Source organism: Bacillus sp. FSL R5-0712, from assembly GCF_038593285.1.
In the GTDB taxonomy this organism is placed as follows: domain Bacteria; phylum Bacillota; class Bacilli; order Bacillales; family Bacillaceae; genus Bacillus; species Bacillus safensis.
Genome location: NZ_CP151981.1, coordinates 2099962 through 2115714 on the forward strand (window position 1 = coordinate 2099962; position 15753 = coordinate 2115714).

At 41.1% G+C, this 15753-nt stretch carries 18 protein-coding genes; 1 reads left to right on the plus strand and 17 read right to left on the minus strand.

Annotated features, from left to right (window positions below; genetic code table 11):
* Positions 1–8: 8 nt before the first annotated feature.
* From der to NSU11_RS10510, 4 genes are all read right to left on the minus strand, one after another.
* Positions 9–1319 carry a ribosome biogenesis GTPase Der gene (gene der / locus NSU11_RS10495; RefSeq protein ID WP_024422815.1) on the minus strand — a complete coding sequence of 437 codons (1311 nt, stop codon included), beginning with the start codon at positions 1317–1319 and terminating at the stop codon, positions 9–11.
* Between the two features lie 159 nt (positions 1320–1478).
* A complete protein-coding gene (locus tag NSU11_RS10500; RefSeq protein ID WP_008344527.1) occupies positions 1479–1673 on the minus strand; it encodes a hypothetical protein in 195 nt (64 codons plus the stop codon).
* Between the two features lie 6 nt (positions 1674–1679).
* The gene (locus tag NSU11_RS10505) at positions 1680–2564 is read right to left on the minus strand and encodes a YIEGIA family protein (RefSeq protein ID WP_149126511.1); all 885 of its coding nucleotides are present in this window, start codon (positions 2562–2564) and stop codon (positions 1680–1682) included.
* Complete coding sequence (locus NSU11_RS10510) at positions 2561–3103, minus strand: hypothetical protein (RefSeq protein WP_149126510.1); 543 nt, start codon at positions 3101–3103, stop codon at positions 2561–2563. Before NSU11_RS10510 ends, NSU11_RS10505 begins: the two co-directional genes overlap by 4 nt.
* 180 nt (positions 3104–3283) lie before the next feature.
* On the opposite strand from NSU11_RS10510, the gene NSU11_RS10515 reads away from it, so the two are divergent.
* Positions 3284–3415 (plus strand): YpzI family protein, encoded by a 132-nt coding sequence (locus NSU11_RS10515; RefSeq protein WP_075611569.1) that lies wholly within the window; start codon positions 3284–3286, stop codon positions 3413–3415.
* A gap of 217 nt (positions 3416–3632) precedes the next feature.
* On the opposite strand, the gene fni is transcribed toward NSU11_RS10515, so the two are convergent.
* From fni to NSU11_RS10580, 13 genes are all read right to left on the minus strand, one after another.
* The gene (gene fni / locus NSU11_RS10520; protein WP_024428084.1) at positions 3633–4688 is read right to left on the minus strand and encodes a type 2 isopentenyl-diphosphate Delta-isomerase; all 1056 of its coding nucleotides are present in this window, start codon (positions 4686–4688) and stop codon (positions 3633–3635) included.
* 14 nt (positions 4689–4702) lie between these two features.
* Complete coding sequence (rpsA, locus tag NSU11_RS10525) at positions 4703–5854, minus strand: 30S ribosomal protein S1 (RefSeq protein ID WP_024422818.1); 1152 nt, start codon at positions 5852–5854, stop codon at positions 4703–4705.
* A gap of 223 nt (positions 5855–6077) precedes the next feature.
* Positions 6078–6755, minus strand: coding sequence for a (d)CMP kinase (gene cmk, locus NSU11_RS10530; RefSeq protein ID WP_149126508.1), 678 nt, complete (start codon positions 6753–6755; stop codon positions 6078–6080).
* Between the two features lie 71 nt (positions 6756–6826).
* Entirely contained in the window at positions 6827–7009 is a 183-nt protein-coding gene (locus tag NSU11_RS10535; RefSeq protein WP_024422820.1) for a DUF5359 family protein, read from the minus strand.
* A 63-nt stretch (positions 7010–7072) separates the two neighbouring features.
* Complete coding sequence (locus NSU11_RS10540) at positions 7073–7720, minus strand: flagellar brake domain-containing protein (RefSeq protein WP_041117839.1); 648 nt, start codon at positions 7718–7720, stop codon at positions 7073–7075.
* A 102-nt stretch (positions 7721–7822) separates the two neighbouring features.
* Positions 7823–9172 (minus strand): germination protein YpeB, encoded by a 1350-nt coding sequence (gene ypeB / locus NSU11_RS10545; protein ID WP_024422822.1) that lies wholly within the window; start codon positions 9170–9172, stop codon positions 7823–7825.
* 16 nt (positions 9173–9188) lie between these two features.
* Positions 9189–10100: a spore cortex-lytic enzyme gene (gene sleB / locus NSU11_RS10550; RefSeq protein ID WP_024422823.1), complete on the minus strand. Its 912-nt coding sequence runs from the start codon at positions 10098–10100 to the stop codon at positions 9189–9191.
* A gap of 134 nt (positions 10101–10234) precedes the next feature.
* On the minus strand, positions 10235–10891 hold the full coding sequence (prsW, locus tag NSU11_RS10555) for a glutamic-type intramembrane protease PrsW (RefSeq protein WP_024422824.1): 657 nt from the start codon (positions 10889–10891) through the stop codon (positions 10235–10237).
* Between the two features lie 156 nt (positions 10892–11047).
* The gene (locus NSU11_RS10560) at positions 11048–12019 is read right to left on the minus strand and encodes a YpdA family putative bacillithiol disulfide reductase (RefSeq protein ID WP_024422825.1); all 972 of its coding nucleotides are present in this window, start codon (positions 12017–12019) and stop codon (positions 11048–11050) included.
* 124 nt (positions 12020–12143) lie between these two features.
* On the minus strand, positions 12144–13418 hold the full coding sequence (locus NSU11_RS10565) for a Glu/Leu/Phe/Val dehydrogenase (protein ID WP_007500982.1): 1275 nt from the start codon (positions 13416–13418) through the stop codon (positions 12144–12146).
* A gap of 196 nt (positions 13419–13614) precedes the next feature.
* Entirely contained in the window at positions 13615–14193 is a 579-nt protein-coding gene (locus NSU11_RS10570; RefSeq protein ID WP_024428080.1) for a genetic competence negative regulator, read from the minus strand.
* Between the two features lie 165 nt (positions 14194–14358).
* Positions 14359–15147 carry a metallophosphoesterase gene (locus NSU11_RS10575; protein ID WP_025093049.1) on the minus strand — a complete coding sequence of 263 codons (789 nt, stop codon included), beginning with the start codon at positions 15145–15147 and terminating at the stop codon, positions 14359–14361.
* Positions 15148–15233: 86 nt separating this feature from the next.
* Entirely contained in the window at positions 15234–15689 is a 456-nt protein-coding gene (locus tag NSU11_RS10580) for a DUF2663 family protein (protein ID WP_342493575.1), read from the minus strand.
* Between the last annotated feature and the right edge of the window lie 64 nt (positions 15690–15753).

Sequence of the window (15753 nt, forward strand, 5' to 3'; positions counted from 1 at the left end):
CACCCTTTTTATTTTCTCGCTCTCGCAAATATTTTAATCGGTGTTCCTTCAAAACCAAATGCATCTCGAATGCGGTTTTCTAGGAAACGCTCATAAGAAAAGTGCATAAGCTCTGGATCGTTGACAAACACAACGAAGGAAGGAGGCTTAATGGCCACCTGTGTTGCATAGTAAATCTTTAGGCGCTGTCCGTTATGGGTCGGCGTTGGATTCATCGCCACCGCATCCATGATGATATCATTTAAAATATTGGTTTGAACGCGCATTGCATGGTTTTCGCTTGCTGTGATAATGGACGGCATTAATGTATGAATTCTCTTTTTCGTAAGAGCAGACATAAACAAGACAGGTGCATAATCAAGGAATTGAAAATGCTCGCGGATGTTTTGCTCAAATTCCTTCATCGTACGCTCATCTTTTTCAACAGCATCCCATTTGTTCACGATGATGACAACAGCTTTACCAGCTTCGTGTGCATAGCCAGCAATTCGTTTATCCTGCTCAATAATGCCTTCCTCGCCGTCAAGTACAACAGCGACAACGTCAGAGCGGTCAATGGCTTTTAATGCACGAAGTACACTGTATTTCTCTGTTGTTTCATATACTTTCCCTTTTTTCCTCATACCTGCTGTATCAACAATGACAAAGTCACGCTGATTGTACGTAAACATCGTATCGACAGCATCTCTTGTTGTACCAGCGATGTTGCTGACAATGACGCGGTCTTCTCCGAGCATCGCATTCACTAAAGAAGATTTCCCTACATTCGGACGGCCAATTAAGCAGAACTGGACAACTTCTTCATCATATTGCGTATCCGGTAAATTCTTAAAATGTTCTGCCACTGCATCAAGCAGATCACCAAGACCTAATCCGTGTGTTCCAGAAATCGGATACGGCTCGCCAAATCCGAGTGCATAAAAGTCATACACGTCGCTTCTCATTTCAGGGTTGTCCAGTTTATTGACAGCAAGTACAACTGGCTTTTTCGTGCGATATAAAATTTTTGCGACTTCTTCATCCGCAGATGTCACGCCATCTCGGCCATTCACCATAAAGATAATGACATCCGCTTCGTCCATTGCGATTTCTGCCTGATGGCGAATTTGCGCCAAGAATGGCTCATCTCCAATATCAATTCCACCAGTATCTATTAAATTAAAGTCATAATTTAACCATTCAGCAGAGCTATAGATTCGATCTCTTGTTACACCAGGTGTGTCTTCTACAATCGATATTCTTTCGCCTGCGATTCGATTAAAAATTGTAGATTTTCCAACGTTGGGCCTTCCAACAATGGCTACGACAGGTTTACCCATAGTACCCTTCCTTTCAATCCAGCCGCGATTCAATATGTTCATCATCATGTTTCAACCGGGATTTATAATTTTCATTCAGTTTTATGAAATAAACCCTTCAAACATGAAGGGTTCAACTTATATATTATATCAATTTTTAATCAGACCACAATGAATAACTTAAAAATGTTTGACAATCAAGTAAAGATCTTCTCCAATGCCGTGTGCAATTCCATCTAAAATGGCCTCTAAATTCATGGCATACATGTCGAGCTCTTCTTTATTTTCACAGAAAAAAACCGCTGTTCCGCCAATGACCCGCTCTTTATTAGTTGTTGCCACAGCCAATATAAATTGTTCAATGGTGTTCGCCATGCCCTATTACCTCACTTTCTTTTTAATGAAATCTGTCGGCATTCTTATGGCATTTTCTAAAATAGGCACCTCTTCTAATACACGGACAGCCAAATCTTCACGCTGCCATTGCGGTAAAATGAACACACCAAGTGTACCGGTATTCAGATCACGTTTTGCGAGCGGACAGAGCGATGGTTCACCAGAATCGCGGTACACGCCAAGCACGTTCGATAAATCAAATAAAATGGCTTGCCGCTGTCCAAGGTTAGCAATCGTTGTAGCAGAGTTGAAATTTTTCGGTGTCAAAATAAAACCCATCCCATGCTCTAAAATGAGCTTTTGCTTTTCAGGCAGCCCGATATTCATAATGTATATATCATTCACATAAAGCCCTGCCCCATCAAAGCGAAGTTCCCCTTTTTGAATGCTGACGATATCCTTTAATTGACTGCCTGACATTAATAGCTTTGCCATGAAAAAACAAAGAATACCGACTACTGTTCCAGCAACAAGCGAGAAGAAAATACAGGCTGTCGTTGTAATAAGTGCAGTGAGAATCGCAATATAATTTCGACTTTCAAAGGCAATGGCAATGCCTTCTATATATGTACTGCCTCGTGAGACAAGCTCATACGAATCCATTTGGGTTAACGTATTTCTTTCCATATTTCGGACATCTCGAAATTGCGTGGCTGCCAAAGTGAGAAAAGTAATCGCTGTAAATTCCTCCTGAATTAGTGCAGGCATAATGATCGCACCTAATCCTGACGCAATAAAACCAAGTGCAATGTGAATCACTTGTCCATGAATATACGTAGGGTATTGCCGGTAATCCGTTCTTAACATGTAAAGTCTGGCCGCCATCCCAAAGATGACACCAATAATCACAGGAAACGTATAGTCTGTCATGTTGATTTTGCAGCCCCTTTTACTGATTTTCTTGATGAACGGGCGTTCAAGAGCTTTTCAAACTGATCGACACCTAATAGGAAGACGGCTCCTTGTACAACGAAGGAAAGAAAAGAGAGATCCCCTATGACAATTGATGATGTGAGGCGGTGAATCGTCAGCGCATAAAGGGCTTCGCCAAGACATACTGACATCATCCATAAGGTGATTCTTTCCGTTAACGGCTGTCCATATGTCATACACATTAAGATCAGCAGGGCAAATACGACCCAATCCACCTTTATTATCGTGAACCAAACAGGGTCATATAATGCAAATATCATAAAAAAGGCATACGCGCTCACCATCGAGCCCAATTGCATGATTCTCATCATTCGGTAACTAGGCCTGAATATGACGAAAGCAGCACATGCATATAAAAAAGTCATCAAGAAACCCGCATTGATGCTTATATCTAAAACGGATATCATGACATGACTGAATATAATATGGACAAGTACACAGATGCCCAGCACGCTGCGCCACAAACTTTTTTCCATGATAAATGTCACCATAATCCAAACGAACCATATAGACCAATAATAGTACAAAGCCTCCAACGCCTCATCACCTCAATTACATTATGGGAAAATCCCCAATTTTTAAACATGCGGATCGTTACCCGCTTTGCATGAAATAAACAAGAGGTGACACCCTAATAACCTGAGGAGGGATGCATGATGGGAAAAGATAGACAGGAAAAGCGTTTAAAGGCGTCAAAAAGAGTGGAATCTGACCGTGATCAATCCATTCATCATAAGGGTGCAACAACATTAGAAGGTCCAGAAAGCGCTCGAAAAAGAAATCAATAAAAAAAAGGCATGTGATCATCACATGCCTTAGATTTGTTGACAAAGGGCTAAAATGATGTTTATTTTAGCCCTTTGTCTTCTTTTCAGCGTGATAGAAAACCTTTGCAGCCCTAGGAAGGACGAGTACCGGAGCGGAGCGAATTGTACATTCGTGAGCACCGGCACGCAGGACTGACACCGAATGCGAGGGTTTGTCTACGCGCTGAGGCATGTGATATCACATGCCTCTCTTACTATAGTACGTTGTGTCAACGCCTCTTTCTTTAAGCCAATGACTTGTTTCCCCTGAGATCACAACTTGAGCCTGTCTCAGTTCTTCAATCGTCTTCACGCCAAGCACTGTCATCATCATCTTGATATCTTCTTGAAGTTCCATGATATCTGCGATGAGGCCGCTTTCTCCTCCACTGGTCAATGATTTTAAGAAAAATCCAGCTAGACCAGCAGCAGATGCGCCAAGAGCCATTGATTTGGTTACATCAAGAGCATCTTGAATACCTCCGGAGGCTAAAATCGTTTGATTCGGAAAGGCTGTATGTACTTCAGCAAGACTCGCTGCAGTTGGAATTCCCCATTGATCAAAATAACGAAGTGCTTTTTGGCGGCGGAGATTTTCAATCTTAGAAAAGTTCGTTCCACCAAATCCGCCTACATCTACGGCTGCAACCCCAGCATGGAATAACTTTCCTGCCGTCTCCTTACTCATGCCAAATCCGACTTCTTTTACAACAACAGGCACACCAACAGATTCAACGATAGCTGCAATCCGCTCAAGCGCCCCCCTGAAATCGCGATCGCCTTCAGGCATGACAATCTCTTGGATGACATTCAGATGAATTTGGAGCATATTTGCCTCGAGCATGTTGACTGCTTCTTGAGCTTGCTTCATTGTCGCTTCACTGCCTAAATTCGCAAATACAATTCCATCCGGATTGACTTTACGAACGACTTCATATGTTCGTCTTTCTTCTTTATCTTTCAGTGCAGCCATTTGTGATCCAACTGCTACTGGGATATTGGTCTCCTTCGCTGCGATCGATAAAGAGCGGTTGATCTCATAGGTGGATTCTCCGCCTCCGCCAGTCATTGCATTGATAAAAATTGGCGAACCGAAAGTCAGTCCGCCAATTGTCGTATGTGTATCAATTTGTGATGTCGCAAGATCTGGTAAACTGGCGTGAACGAAGGAAACATCATCTAAACCTGTTGCTGCATGCTGGCCAGTGGACAGCGCATGCTCAATATGCTGCTTCTTTCTTTCTGCTCGCGTCAATTTTGATCACCAAATTATTTTAGTTTATTGAGTTTATCGCCGATCAGGTCACCAAGCTGGAATCCGCTTGTGTTTTCTTCTTTCGCCTGATATTGACGATAATCCTCTTCGATTTGTTTTTCAGGATTTTCCTCTAAATCACGGATGCTTAGTGAAATACGCTCTTCGTCTTCATTCACATCAAGCACTTTCACTTTCACAGTCTGCCCTTCTTCAAGGACTTCTTGCGGCGTGCCGATATGTTTATGAGAGATTTGGGAAATATGCACAAGCCCTTCTACACCTGGCAGAATTTCAACAAATGCACCAAAGCTCACAAGACGTTGAACGGTTCCTTCAAGCACATCACCTTGTTTTACCTTTTCACCAATTTGGCTCCAAGGTCCTGGTAATGTTTCTTTAATAGATAGTGAGATACGTTCGTTATCACGATCAACAGCAAGTACTTTGACCTTGACTTCCTGTCCTTCTTCTACTACGTCAGATGGCTTTTCAACATGCGCATGGGATAGTTGAGAAATGTGAACTAATCCATCAATGCCGCCAATGTCAACAAATGCACCAAAATCAGTAAGCCTCTGCACTTTACCATCAATCACACTGCCTACTTCAAGCTTTTGCAGGAAGTCTTGCTTTTTGTCTAATTGCTCTTGCTCAACGACTGCACGGTGCGAGAGAATCACGCGATTTTTTTCGCGGTCAAGTTCTACCACGACAAGTGAGAGTGTTTTCCCTTTGTAATCTGTAAAGTCTTCTACATAGTGTGCTTCTACAAGAGATGCAGGAATAAATCCGCGCACACCAATGTCAACGACAAGACCACCTTTTACAACGTCTTTTACTTCAGCTTCAAATACCTCTTTTGTTTCAAACTTTTTCTCTAGGTCTTCCCAAGCGCGGTCTGCATCAACAGCACGTTTAGATAAAATCAAAGCATCGTCTTCGACCTTTGTTACTTTAAGCTCTAACTCGTCGCCATCTTTCACGACATCTGATGCTTTTTCAACGTGAAGACTTGATAATTCACTGATTGGGATGATACCAGGTTGTTTCACATTGACGATATCTACATTGACATGCTTGTCCTCAACTTTAGAAACAATCCCTTTCACTACATCTCCAACCTCTGGTACCTGAACATCGATTTGATTCATTTCCTCTGTCATTTCGATAACCTCCTTGGTCCAAACCTACACAGCTTAGTTAAAACGACTAGGCGAATATGTGTCTTAAGCATGATGATTGCCAGCCGAATATGTATTATAGAAACATTCAAATCAATATAATTGCTTGAATGATCAATAAAAATAGTATTAGTATAAACTTCTAATAAAAGGCCTTGTTTGTCAAGAGATAAACCTCTAACTTATAAAAGTTTTCTAAAATTTCTTACTGTTTCTCCACGCGGTCTGCTGCATCTAAAATTTTCCCTGCCACCTCTTGAATAGAAAGGGAAGTGGTGTCAATTTCAATGGCGTCATCTGCTTTCTTCAAAGGTGAAAATTCGCGCTCAGAATCAAGCTTATCGCGTCTTGCAATCTCTTCGATCAGCTGATCGTAATTGACATCGTAGCCTTTTTTCTGATTCTCTTCAAAGCGGCGTTTTGCTCTTTCTTCTACTGATGCAAGCAAGAAAATTTTCACTTCAGCATCTGGAAGTACGTGAGTGCCTATGTCTCTTCCGTCCATAACGACGCCGCCTCGTTTGCCAAGCTCTTGCTGCCTGCGGACCATTTCTTCCCGAACAGCTCTGTGCTTTGCAACAACCGATACTTGGTTGCTTACGCGGTCTGTGCGAATATCCTCTGTGACATCCGTATTGTTTAGATGGACTTTTTGACCCTCGTCTGTTGTGACTAGTTCAATGACCGTTTTTTTCAGTAATGAATCAAGTGCCTGTTCGTCTTCAAGGTCTACACCTTGATTGAGTGCCGCAAGTGTAATCGCGCGGTACATAGCACCTGTATCAATATAAATATATGATTTTTTGGCTGCGACAATTTTTGCCACAGTGCTTTTGCCTGCTGCTGCAGGACCGTCAATTGCAATAGATAATTTCTTTTTCATAATACCTCTCCTTGATTGAATCTCCCTTATGAATTGTAACACGATCACCGCTCAAACGGGGGAATTTTCTATCAATCCTTCTGCTTAAACGTTTCAATCCATTCTTCAATGCTCATGTTGTTCACACCCTCATACTGCACGACTTTTGACAAAAAAAGTTCTCCTTTCGTCAAATGAAGTGTGATCTGAACGGTGAGCAATAAAACAAGCTGAATGAGCACCACTTTCAATAACCATCTTTCCATTGTCTTCATACAAAAAGCCTCCACGCTAGATTCTTTCCTCTCTAGTATGGAAGCTTTTTACACCCTTTATTCTTATGCTTTTTTCACACGTGTTAAAAGCTGCTGCTGGAAGCAGTATTTCATGATGTGCTGCTGGTGGTCATTTGTGATCTCTGAAAACTCCATGATCGCTCTTTTTTTGCCAGACTGTTCATCTTCATATACTCGATTCATCTCTGCAACCGCTTTTATTTTCACGGGCTCTTTTAGGGGAAGTTCAAACTCTGTGACCACTTCTCCATATTCTTTCAATGACACGCCCTCAGGAACAGAGATTGCTACGCCGCCAGCACTCATATTTACAATAAACGTCTCAAAGGCCTCTTCGTCCGTTTGCATGATAGTAGCTTTGACCATCGTATCCACTCTCAGATATTCTCTACGCTGAAGGCGAATCATTTCTTCTTTTGGCGGAATGGAAATGACAATCATCGGAATATCTTCTTTTCTTTTTCCGATGACTTCGCTTGTACATTTGTATGGAATTTGGTTTTCGTCAAAAAAGAAGACGGTGATTTCTGTTTGCTGGTTTAAGTAGATGGTGCGTCCCGTTTCTTTATCAGCTGGATAATTAATGCAAATATCATCGTTATTATTTTCCAAAACCTTCGATTTTGCTGTTTTCACTTCTTTGTTCTCATTGACATATTCGATTGTGATTGCATCCCCTATTTGTAACATTCCTCATCACTCTTTTCATCTGTGAAATCGTATCCTCTCCTATATTAAACCATGTCTAAAACAAAAGGAAAAGACTTATTAGCCTTTTCCTCGTTTCCTTTTTTATAGGTCTTTATATATAGGTTCTGCGTTTTTTAGTTTATCTACTCGCTCTTCTTTTCCAGTATCTGCATTAATGAACATGCGATACGTATCGTTTTTTATCGTTCCGAGGAACTCATAGCACAGAACTTCCTCTGACATATCATTTTGCACAATCGCTAAATGAGTATCTTCGATCTTTACATGCTGATTTAATGTTTTCTTCGCTTCTTTTTGCGAGATTTTAGGTGCTTTAATGTCGCGTGTTTTATGATTCGTTAAGTAATCCTTCGCTGAAAACCCAACAACCTCACCATCGTCCAATGCGACTTTCATGCGTATACTATCTGGATAAAGCAGAACATTTTTCTGAAGAGGAACATAGGTAAATACACCGATATTATCAAATTGTGCACTTTCATCTAAATGGAACGATTCTGTGTCAAACCCTTGCTTCTTTAGGAAGCTGAGTGCTTTTTCTGATGCCTCATTCAAACTGATTTTCTGTTTTTTCACGTCACGATTCTGAAGAAGGTAGACTGGGTGTCCTCCTTTTTCAGTTAAGTCTAGATAAAAGTTTGCATGGCTGTCTGGATCAGACATCGATAAGCTGTACACGTCGCGATTGGTTTTGCTGCCGCTTTTTCTCACTTTAAAATGTTGATTATGGTCTGGTGTGAATTGCTGTGCAATGCGGATCGCTTCTTTTTTTGAAATCTTATCGCCTTTTAAATGATTGTAGCCTTGTGTTTCTTTTTCTGTGGACACATTTGTAGGCCCAAGATCGACATCTGCAAATGCATCTGCATTTCTCTCGACTGTTTTCAGCCCGTCAATGATGGTGTTGTCGTTCTTTCGATCGCCGTCAGCGAGCGCCATTTCAACATCCATCCATTTTAAGTTTTTATTAAGTACGAGGTGCTGCACTTGTCTAAGTTCGTTTTGGATATCTGACGCTTGATTATATAGAGCTGTAATGGTTTTGTGCGTATCTTTATTTAATGGTTCATCTGATAAAGATTTGACTGATGATTTGTAGCTAAAATCTCCGACATTCGCCAGGAATTCTTCCGTTTTATTAAAAGGCATCAATGTAAGCGGGAGCTGGCTGACATTGTTATGCGCTTCTGATGACATTCTCCATACATCTGCAAGTGCTGGTGAGATGGACGTTTGGCTGTTCATCGCAAGTGTTGCGCCCAGTTTGTCATGCAGCTGATCCACCTGATACGTTAAATCATGGAATGCTCTTTGGTAGTTGTTCTCAGCATGAAGCAGTACGGCGTCTTTTTCTTGATGTTCTTTATAGCCCCAATAACCTGTTGAGATGACAGCAATTCCTAAAATAGCAATCAATATTCCTCTGATCATTTATTTACACCTCTTTTTATTCGCAGAATATATGTTTCCCGATTCGTTTAATTTGTGGTCTTCCCCAAATCCATGGACTTGTTGCTGTATCAGGATTAAAGTAATAGATGGCGCTCTCAGATGGATCCCAGCCATTGATTGCATCAAATACAGCTTTTTTTGCCGTTTCATCTGGCGTCATATAAAATTGTCCATCTGCTACAGCAGTAAACGCAAGCGGTTCAAAAATGACTCCTGCGATCGTATTTGGAAAGGTCGGATTGTTCAAACGGTTTAAGATAACGGCCGCGATGGCCACCTGTCCTTCATACGGCTCACCTCTTGCTTCACTGTACACAGCTTGCGACAAGAGCTGAATGTCATTACTAGAAAAACCACCAGGCATGTTGGCTGCTGTTTGTTTTGGTGTTTGATTTCCCTGCTGGCTGCCTGACTGATTGCCAGACTTCCCAGATGATCCACTTTGACTTTTTTGATTTTCGTTTGTACCTTGGGCTGTCTTTTTTTGCGAACTTCTTTGCGCAGGAGCCTTTGTTTGCTGATCAAGAGGCTTCCCGCCATAATGGGTAAACTGGTTCCCTTCCTGCAGCTGCTTTTGAACAAACTCTTTGTAGTATTTCGTCTTTTGAACTAATAAGCTTTTTGTTTTCTCACCTACAAGTCCATCGACCTTCTTCATGCCAAATTGGCTTTGAAAGTTGCGAACGGCCCAGTACGTTCCCCAGCCATAGACGCCATCGATTTTGCCATTGTAAAAACCATTGTATTGGAGCCGCGCTTGCAGCTCGACTACATCTTCTCCTGTTGCCCCGCGCTGGATGACTTGGGCGGTGAAGGCTTCACTTTTACTGGCTGTCAAAAGTGAAGACGCAAGAAGAACGATTGAGAAGATAAGAACAATTTGTTTCATGAAACGAGCTTTATCCATATTTGATCCTCCTGTACTTTTGATGTTTGAATATATGTTTCTTCCGATCCCTATTTTTATACATTCAACACAGGAGAGAATTGGATGGAAAAGACAAAAAAACGCCCTATAAACAAATAGGACGTTTTCCAAAATTAAATTTGCACCATTTTTACCGCACGGGCTTTTTTTGCTTTCCTTAAACCAAACCACCATAAAAAAATCATGAACGGCACCATGATATATCCCCAGTTTTTCATCCCTAATAGAATGAAATCATACAGGCCGTGAAACAGCACAGGGAGCGTTAAAGAAAGGATCAGCCATTTGCGCTGCTCTTTTTTATCAGAGAAGCGGGCTTTTCCGATATAAAAACCCATCACAACACCAAATAATGCGTGACTTGATACAGGTAATAAAGCACGGGTAAACGCATATTCGACCCCGTGACCGACTAAGTAAAGGATATTTTCAAGTGTTGCAAAACCAAGTGAGACACTCGTTCCATACACAATTCCGTCATAGTGTTCGTCAAACTGGGCATGTGCATAAACGCTGACCATTAAAATAAACCATTTTAATGATTCCTCTAAAAAGCCCGACGTCACAAATGAAATCAAGATAGGGTTTGTTGCGATATTTTCCTCTTGAAGGACATATTGAATAAACATGGTTGGAAACACAAGTATGACACCTAGCATAAAAGATCTGATGACCATGTGAACCGGCTCATTGTCGTACTGATCTTTCAAATAAAAATAACTTAAAAGTGCGATGCCGGGAGCTAAACCTGCTGAGATGATTGCGATCATAACCAGACCTCTTTCCCTACATTATCCTTCATTATCGTACCATGATTTACCCTTTTTTTATATGACTCGGGCCCATTTTTCTAAAAATATCTTTCTATATAATCCCAATTTATAAAAAAAAAGAACCGAACCCCTTTGAAGGATTCAGTTCATTTTTTATCCGTTGATTCTTTTGTTGATTTCTTCTGCAATGAGTCCGCCATGAAATCTTCCATTTTCAATGAAAATTTCATTGGCATTATTTCCAGCAGCAATGACTCCCGCAATGAAAATACCTTCAACATTCGTTTCCATCGTCTGTTCATCAAATGCTGGACGGCCTGATTCTGGATCAATCGTGACACCCATTTTTTCTAAGAAAGAATGATCTGGGTGATAGCCAGTCATAGCAAATACATAGTCACTTTTCACTCGATCCGTTTGATTTTGCTGGTTTGTAAAGATCACATCTTCTTCTGTGATTTCTTTCACCTGCGCACCAAACTCCATTCGAATGGTTCCATTACGGACAAGCGCTTCAAACTCTGGTAGTATCCAAGGCTTGATGCTGGATGAATATTCAGTTCCTCTATACAGCACAGTGACTCTGCTTCCGCATTTCACAAGTTCTAGCGCAGCATCCACACTGGAGTTCTTTCCGCCGATCACCGTCACATCTTTATCAAAATATGGATGTCCTTCTTTAAAATAGTGATATACGTGAGGAAGGTCTTCTCCTTTGACGTTCATATAGTTTGGATGATCATAGTAGCCAGTCGCAATGACGACGTAATCACATGAATAGTTGTCTTTTGATGTATTCACCGTAAAACGGCCATCTTGTTTTGTCACGGCGTTTACTTTTTCAAAAGCATGTACACGCAGTTTTTTTCGTCTGACGACCTCTCGGTAATAAGAAAGTGCCTGAATACGAACGGGCTTACGGTTCTCAGTAATAAAAGCGACATCACCGATTTCAAGCTTTTCACTTGTACTAAAAAAGGTTTGATGTGTTGGGTAATGATAAATACTGTTCACGACATTCCCCTTTTCAATCACAAGTGCATCAATCCCAATTTGCTTGAATGCGATAGCAGCTGATAACCCGCATGGGCCGCCTCCTATTATGATCGCTTTTTCTTGTTTCATTTGTTCCACTCCTGTCATTTCACTGCAATAACAATTGCTGGGCTGTTTGATTCTTTGTTCCATTCCATAAAAAAATCTCCTATTTAAGGATAGGAGATTTTAAGGCGCGATGCAAATCAGCCGCTTAAATCCAGCCTCTGAATCGAGAAGCTTCAGCCATTTTACGTACACCGACCATATATGCAGCAAGACGCATATCAATTCGGCGGTTTTGCGCCATTTCATAAATATTATTAAATGATTTCACCATCATATCTTCTAAACGAGTTTCAACTTCTTCTTCAGTCCAGTAAAACCCTTGGTTATTCTGAACCCATTCAAAGTAAGAAACAGTTACACCACCCGCGCTCGCAAGCACGTCTGGAACAAGTAGTACACCACGATCTGAAAGAATTTTGGTTCCTTCCAGTGTCGTTGGACCATTTGCTGCTTCTACGACAATTTTGGCTTTAATATTTGCCGCATTATCTTCTGTGATTTGGTTTTCAATGGCTGCAGGTACTAAGATATCACAATCCAGCTCAAGCAGCTCTTGGTTTGTAATTGTATCGTTAAATAGTTTAGTGACGGTTCCAAAGCTGTCACGTCGGTCAAGCAAGTAGTCAATGTCTAGACCATCTTCATCGTATAATCCGCCGTATGCATCTGAAATCCCTACGATTTTTGCTCCAGCATCATACATGAATTTAGCTAAGTAGCTTCCTGCATTTCCGAATCCCTGTACGACAACACGAGCTCCGTTAATGTCAATTCCTTTTTTCTTCGCCGCTTCTTTGATGCAGATCGTCACACCTTTTGCTGTTGCAGTATCACGTCCATGTGATCCTCCAAGAACAATTGGCTTCCCTGTAATAAATCCTGGCGAGTTAAATTCATCAATTCTAGAATATTCATCCATCATCCATGCCATAATTTGAGAGTTCGTAAACACGTCTGGTGCTGGAACATCTTTTGTTGGTCCAACAATTTGACTGATGGCGCGAACATAGCCGCGGCTTAGTTTTTCAAGCTCTCTGAATGACATTTCTCTTGGATCACAGATAATACCGCCTTTTCCTCCGCCATAAGGAAGATCCACAATTCCACATTTTAAACTCATCCAAATTGAAAGCGCTTTTACTTCTTTTTCCGTAACGTTCGGGTGGAAACGGATTCCGCCTTTTGTTGGACCGACAGCATCATTGTGCTGTGCACGGTAACCAGTGAAAATTTTCACCGATCCATCGTCCATACGTACTGGAATTTTGACCGTTAATAGACGAATTGGCTCCTTCAGCAATTCATACACTTCCTGCGGATACCCTAATTTGTCAAGCGCTTTATGTATGACGGTTTGAGTTGACTTTAAAACATCTAGCTTATCTTCTGCGTTATGAGCGGCGTTTTGATCGGCTGCCATTAAAATAAACCCCCTAGAAATCTTTCATGATCTACTGCTCCCTTTCAAGCAATAGTATACACCTTCGTACTGGTAAAGCAAAGGTAAAAAGCGTTTTTTATCAAAATAAAATATCAGCGTTTATAAATATAAAAAAGGATATAAAAAAATACTGTTGTTTCATCACAACAGTATTAAATATAATAGAAAAAAGTGATTAAAAATACATTTGAATCGTTTTCACAGCATCTTCTTGCATGATCACTTTTCCATATTCTTTTAGCCGGTGAATGGTGAGTGTCGTAGGTGAACCAAACTCTGCTAAAATCGAAATGACTGTATCAGCAGATAATTCTCCAACATCATCCAGGCTGAGATAATATTGACCTTCATAATGGTAAACTGTACCCCCTAAAAGTCCAATACGACTTAAACTATGGGACAGTTGAATCACATCTTCAAACGAGGCAAATTGATAGAGCACATGCTTACTCTCGTCGAGCTTGACTTGCATCTCAATGTAATCTTCATCAAACTCATCATCAGCATCTTCCTGCTGACTCTTTGTGACAATGACGACCATCCCCTGCGCCTGAAGAGAAAATACTTCAACAGCAATCGGTCCATTCGCTTCAAAACCGAGCTCCTGATTCGCCTCGTTCATCATGTCTTTAAACAGCTGATGGACTTTGAACGAATCTTTCCAAAGGTCTTCTTTCGTAAGACCTCGGTCTGTCAGGTCATCTAGTGTGAGAAAAATTTTGATTTTATTATAATTCAGACGCTCCAGTCGCATAACGTTCCCTCCTGCCTCTTCTAAACACACATCATACTGTAGTATATGAGATGATGAGTCATAGGTTCTTAATTTTGTATTCAGTTTACACTGTGTCAAGACGGAAGACAAGCATGAAGCTATGCTTACGGTGACTTTTATGGAAAATATTGAGGGTGCCGCAAGTTAACGCGTTTTTAGAGGCATTAAATAGATCAGATGGGTTTCTGGTTCTGCTCCGAGACGCATGGGAATTTTTGTGGTCCCGTAGCCATTACTAATGAGAAAGAACGCACCTTTGACCTGGCCTGTTCTTCCTTTTTCATACGGACCAAATTTCCCAATTCGGATCTGTCCCCCATGCGTATGACCGCTCAGGACAAGGTCGATTCCCTCTTCTTCACTCATCAAATGATGCACATCTGGATTGTGTGATAAGAGAATATTGACATCATCTTTCACAAACTCAGGCCGTATGGCTTCATAATCTGCTTTTTCAAGCCGAATATCATCAATTCCTCCGATTTTGATTCGCTGGCCTTCGAAATTCCATACAGCCGTTTCATTTTGCAAAGTCGTGACATCGTATGCATGAAGAATTTCTTTAAACCTTTGCTGGTGCAGCTCATGATCATTATTTCCCCAAACAAAATAAACCGGCGCAATTCTTGATAAACGTTTCACATTTTCTTCAATCCTTGCGTAGGGCACACCTTTTTCTGCTAAATCTCCGCCAATCATAATCACATCTGGCTCTTCCTGTCTGATTTCTGCTAATAAAGTGTCACTGATGAGACGTCTGTGTGTATCAGAAATAAAGAAAATGACAGCAGGCCGGTCTGATTGAAGTGCTTCTATTGTAAAATAATGCTTTTTGATGTTGTTTTGTTTTGCCGTTTTCACCATTTTTGCCGTTACACACACACCTGTTGTAACAGCCGCAATGGCGGCAGTAAATCCGATGGCATATTTCATCACAAATGGCTCCCTTACGTATCTTTCTTTCATAAGACGCTTGAAAGAAAAAAGACGTTTCAACTGTTAAACGTCTTTTTTCTCATTTATTTACTTTCATAATAGAGATTAATGTCATACTGCTTCTGCATATAGTGAAAAACCGTCTCGCGCTCTTTCCACTGATTTGACTGCGGCCATAAATCTGTGCTTTTTTGTATAATTTCACATCGAAGCCGATGATATTCATCCTCAGCCTTTTCTTCTTTTTTCTTATAGTAATAAGATGCGTAAAAAGCAAAGACCTCGGCCATGATCCAAAACAGAAATACTTCATGCCCAAGCAGTGTGGCAATCATGGCTTCCAGCTGAAGCGAGCCGCCTCCCGCATTTGCCGTGATCACAAAATAAAACAAAAGAATGGCCAGCGATAGAAGGGCTGTCCATTGCCATCTTTTGCACTGCTTGGCAAAACCCTCATATTTATACTTTCTTTTGATCAATGTTTCCATCATCTTCTGCGTCGGCTGATCCATATATCGGCTGATTGCGTGTAATGTCATCACATACACCCTGTCCCTTTTTTCTACATATGTATGTGCGTGCTTCTTCATTCATGTCAGGTGA

Excerpts from the sequence above, each read along its gene's own strand:
- der (WP_024422815.1), bottom strand. The coding sequence starts at position 1,319 with ATGGGTAAACCTGTCGTAGCCATTGTTGGAAGGCCCAACGTTGGAAAA.
- NSU11_RS10500 (WP_008344527.1), bottom strand. The coding sequence starts at position 1,673 with ATGGCGAACACCATTGAACAATTTATATTGGCTGTGGCAACAACTAAT.
- NSU11_RS10505 (WP_149126511.1), bottom strand. The coding sequence starts at position 2,564 with ATGACAGACTATACGTTTCCTGTGATTATTGGTGTCATCTTTGGGATG.
- NSU11_RS10510 (WP_149126510.1), bottom strand. The coding sequence starts at position 3,103 with ATGGAAAAAAGTTTGTGGCGCAGCGTGCTGGGCATCTGTGTACTTGTC.
- NSU11_RS10515 (WP_075611569.1), top strand. The coding sequence starts at position 3,284 with ATGGGAAAAGATAGACAGGAAAAGCGTTTAAAGGCGTCAAAAAGAGTG.
- rpsA (WP_024422818.1), bottom strand. The coding sequence starts at position 5,854 with ATGACAGAGGAAATGAATCAAATCGATGTTCAGGTACCAGAGGTTGGA.
- cmk (WP_149126508.1), bottom strand. The coding sequence starts at position 6,755 with ATGAAAAAGAAATTATCTATTGCAATTGACGGTCCTGCAGCAGCAGGC.
- NSU11_RS10535 (WP_024422820.1), bottom strand. The coding sequence starts at position 7,009 with ATGAAGACAATGGAAAGATGGTTATTGAAAGTGGTGCTCATTCAGCTT.
- NSU11_RS10540 (WP_041117839.1), bottom strand. The coding sequence starts at position 7,720 with ATGTTACAAATAGGGGATGCAATCACAATCGAATATGTCAATGAGAAC.
- ypeB (WP_024422822.1), bottom strand. The coding sequence starts at position 9,172 with ATGATCAGAGGAATATTGATTGCTATTTTAGGAATTGCTGTCATCTCA.
- sleB (WP_024422823.1), bottom strand. The coding sequence starts at position 10,100 with ATGGATAAAGCTCGTTTCATGAAACAAATTGTTCTTATCTTCTCAATC.
- prsW (WP_024422824.1), bottom strand. The coding sequence starts at position 10,891 with ATGATCGCAATCATCTCAGCAGGTTTAGCTCCCGGCATCGCACTTTTA.
- NSU11_RS10560 (WP_024422825.1), bottom strand. The coding sequence starts at position 12,019 with ATGAAACAAGAAAAAGCGATCATAATAGGAGGCGGCCCATGCGGGTTA.
- NSU11_RS10565 (WP_007500982.1), bottom strand. The coding sequence starts at position 13,418 with ATGGCAGCCGATCAAAACGCCGCTCATAACGCAGAAGATAAGCTAGAT.
- NSU11_RS10570 (WP_024428080.1), bottom strand. The coding sequence starts at position 14,193 with ATGCGACTGGAGCGTCTGAATTATAATAAAATCAAAATTTTTCTCACA.
- NSU11_RS10575 (WP_025093049.1), bottom strand. The coding sequence starts at position 15,147 with ATGAAATATGCCATCGGATTTACTGCCGCCATTGCGGCTGTTACAACA.
- NSU11_RS10580 (WP_342493575.1), bottom strand. The coding sequence starts at position 15,689 with ATGACATTACACGCAATCAGCCGATATATGGATCAGCCGACGCAGAAG.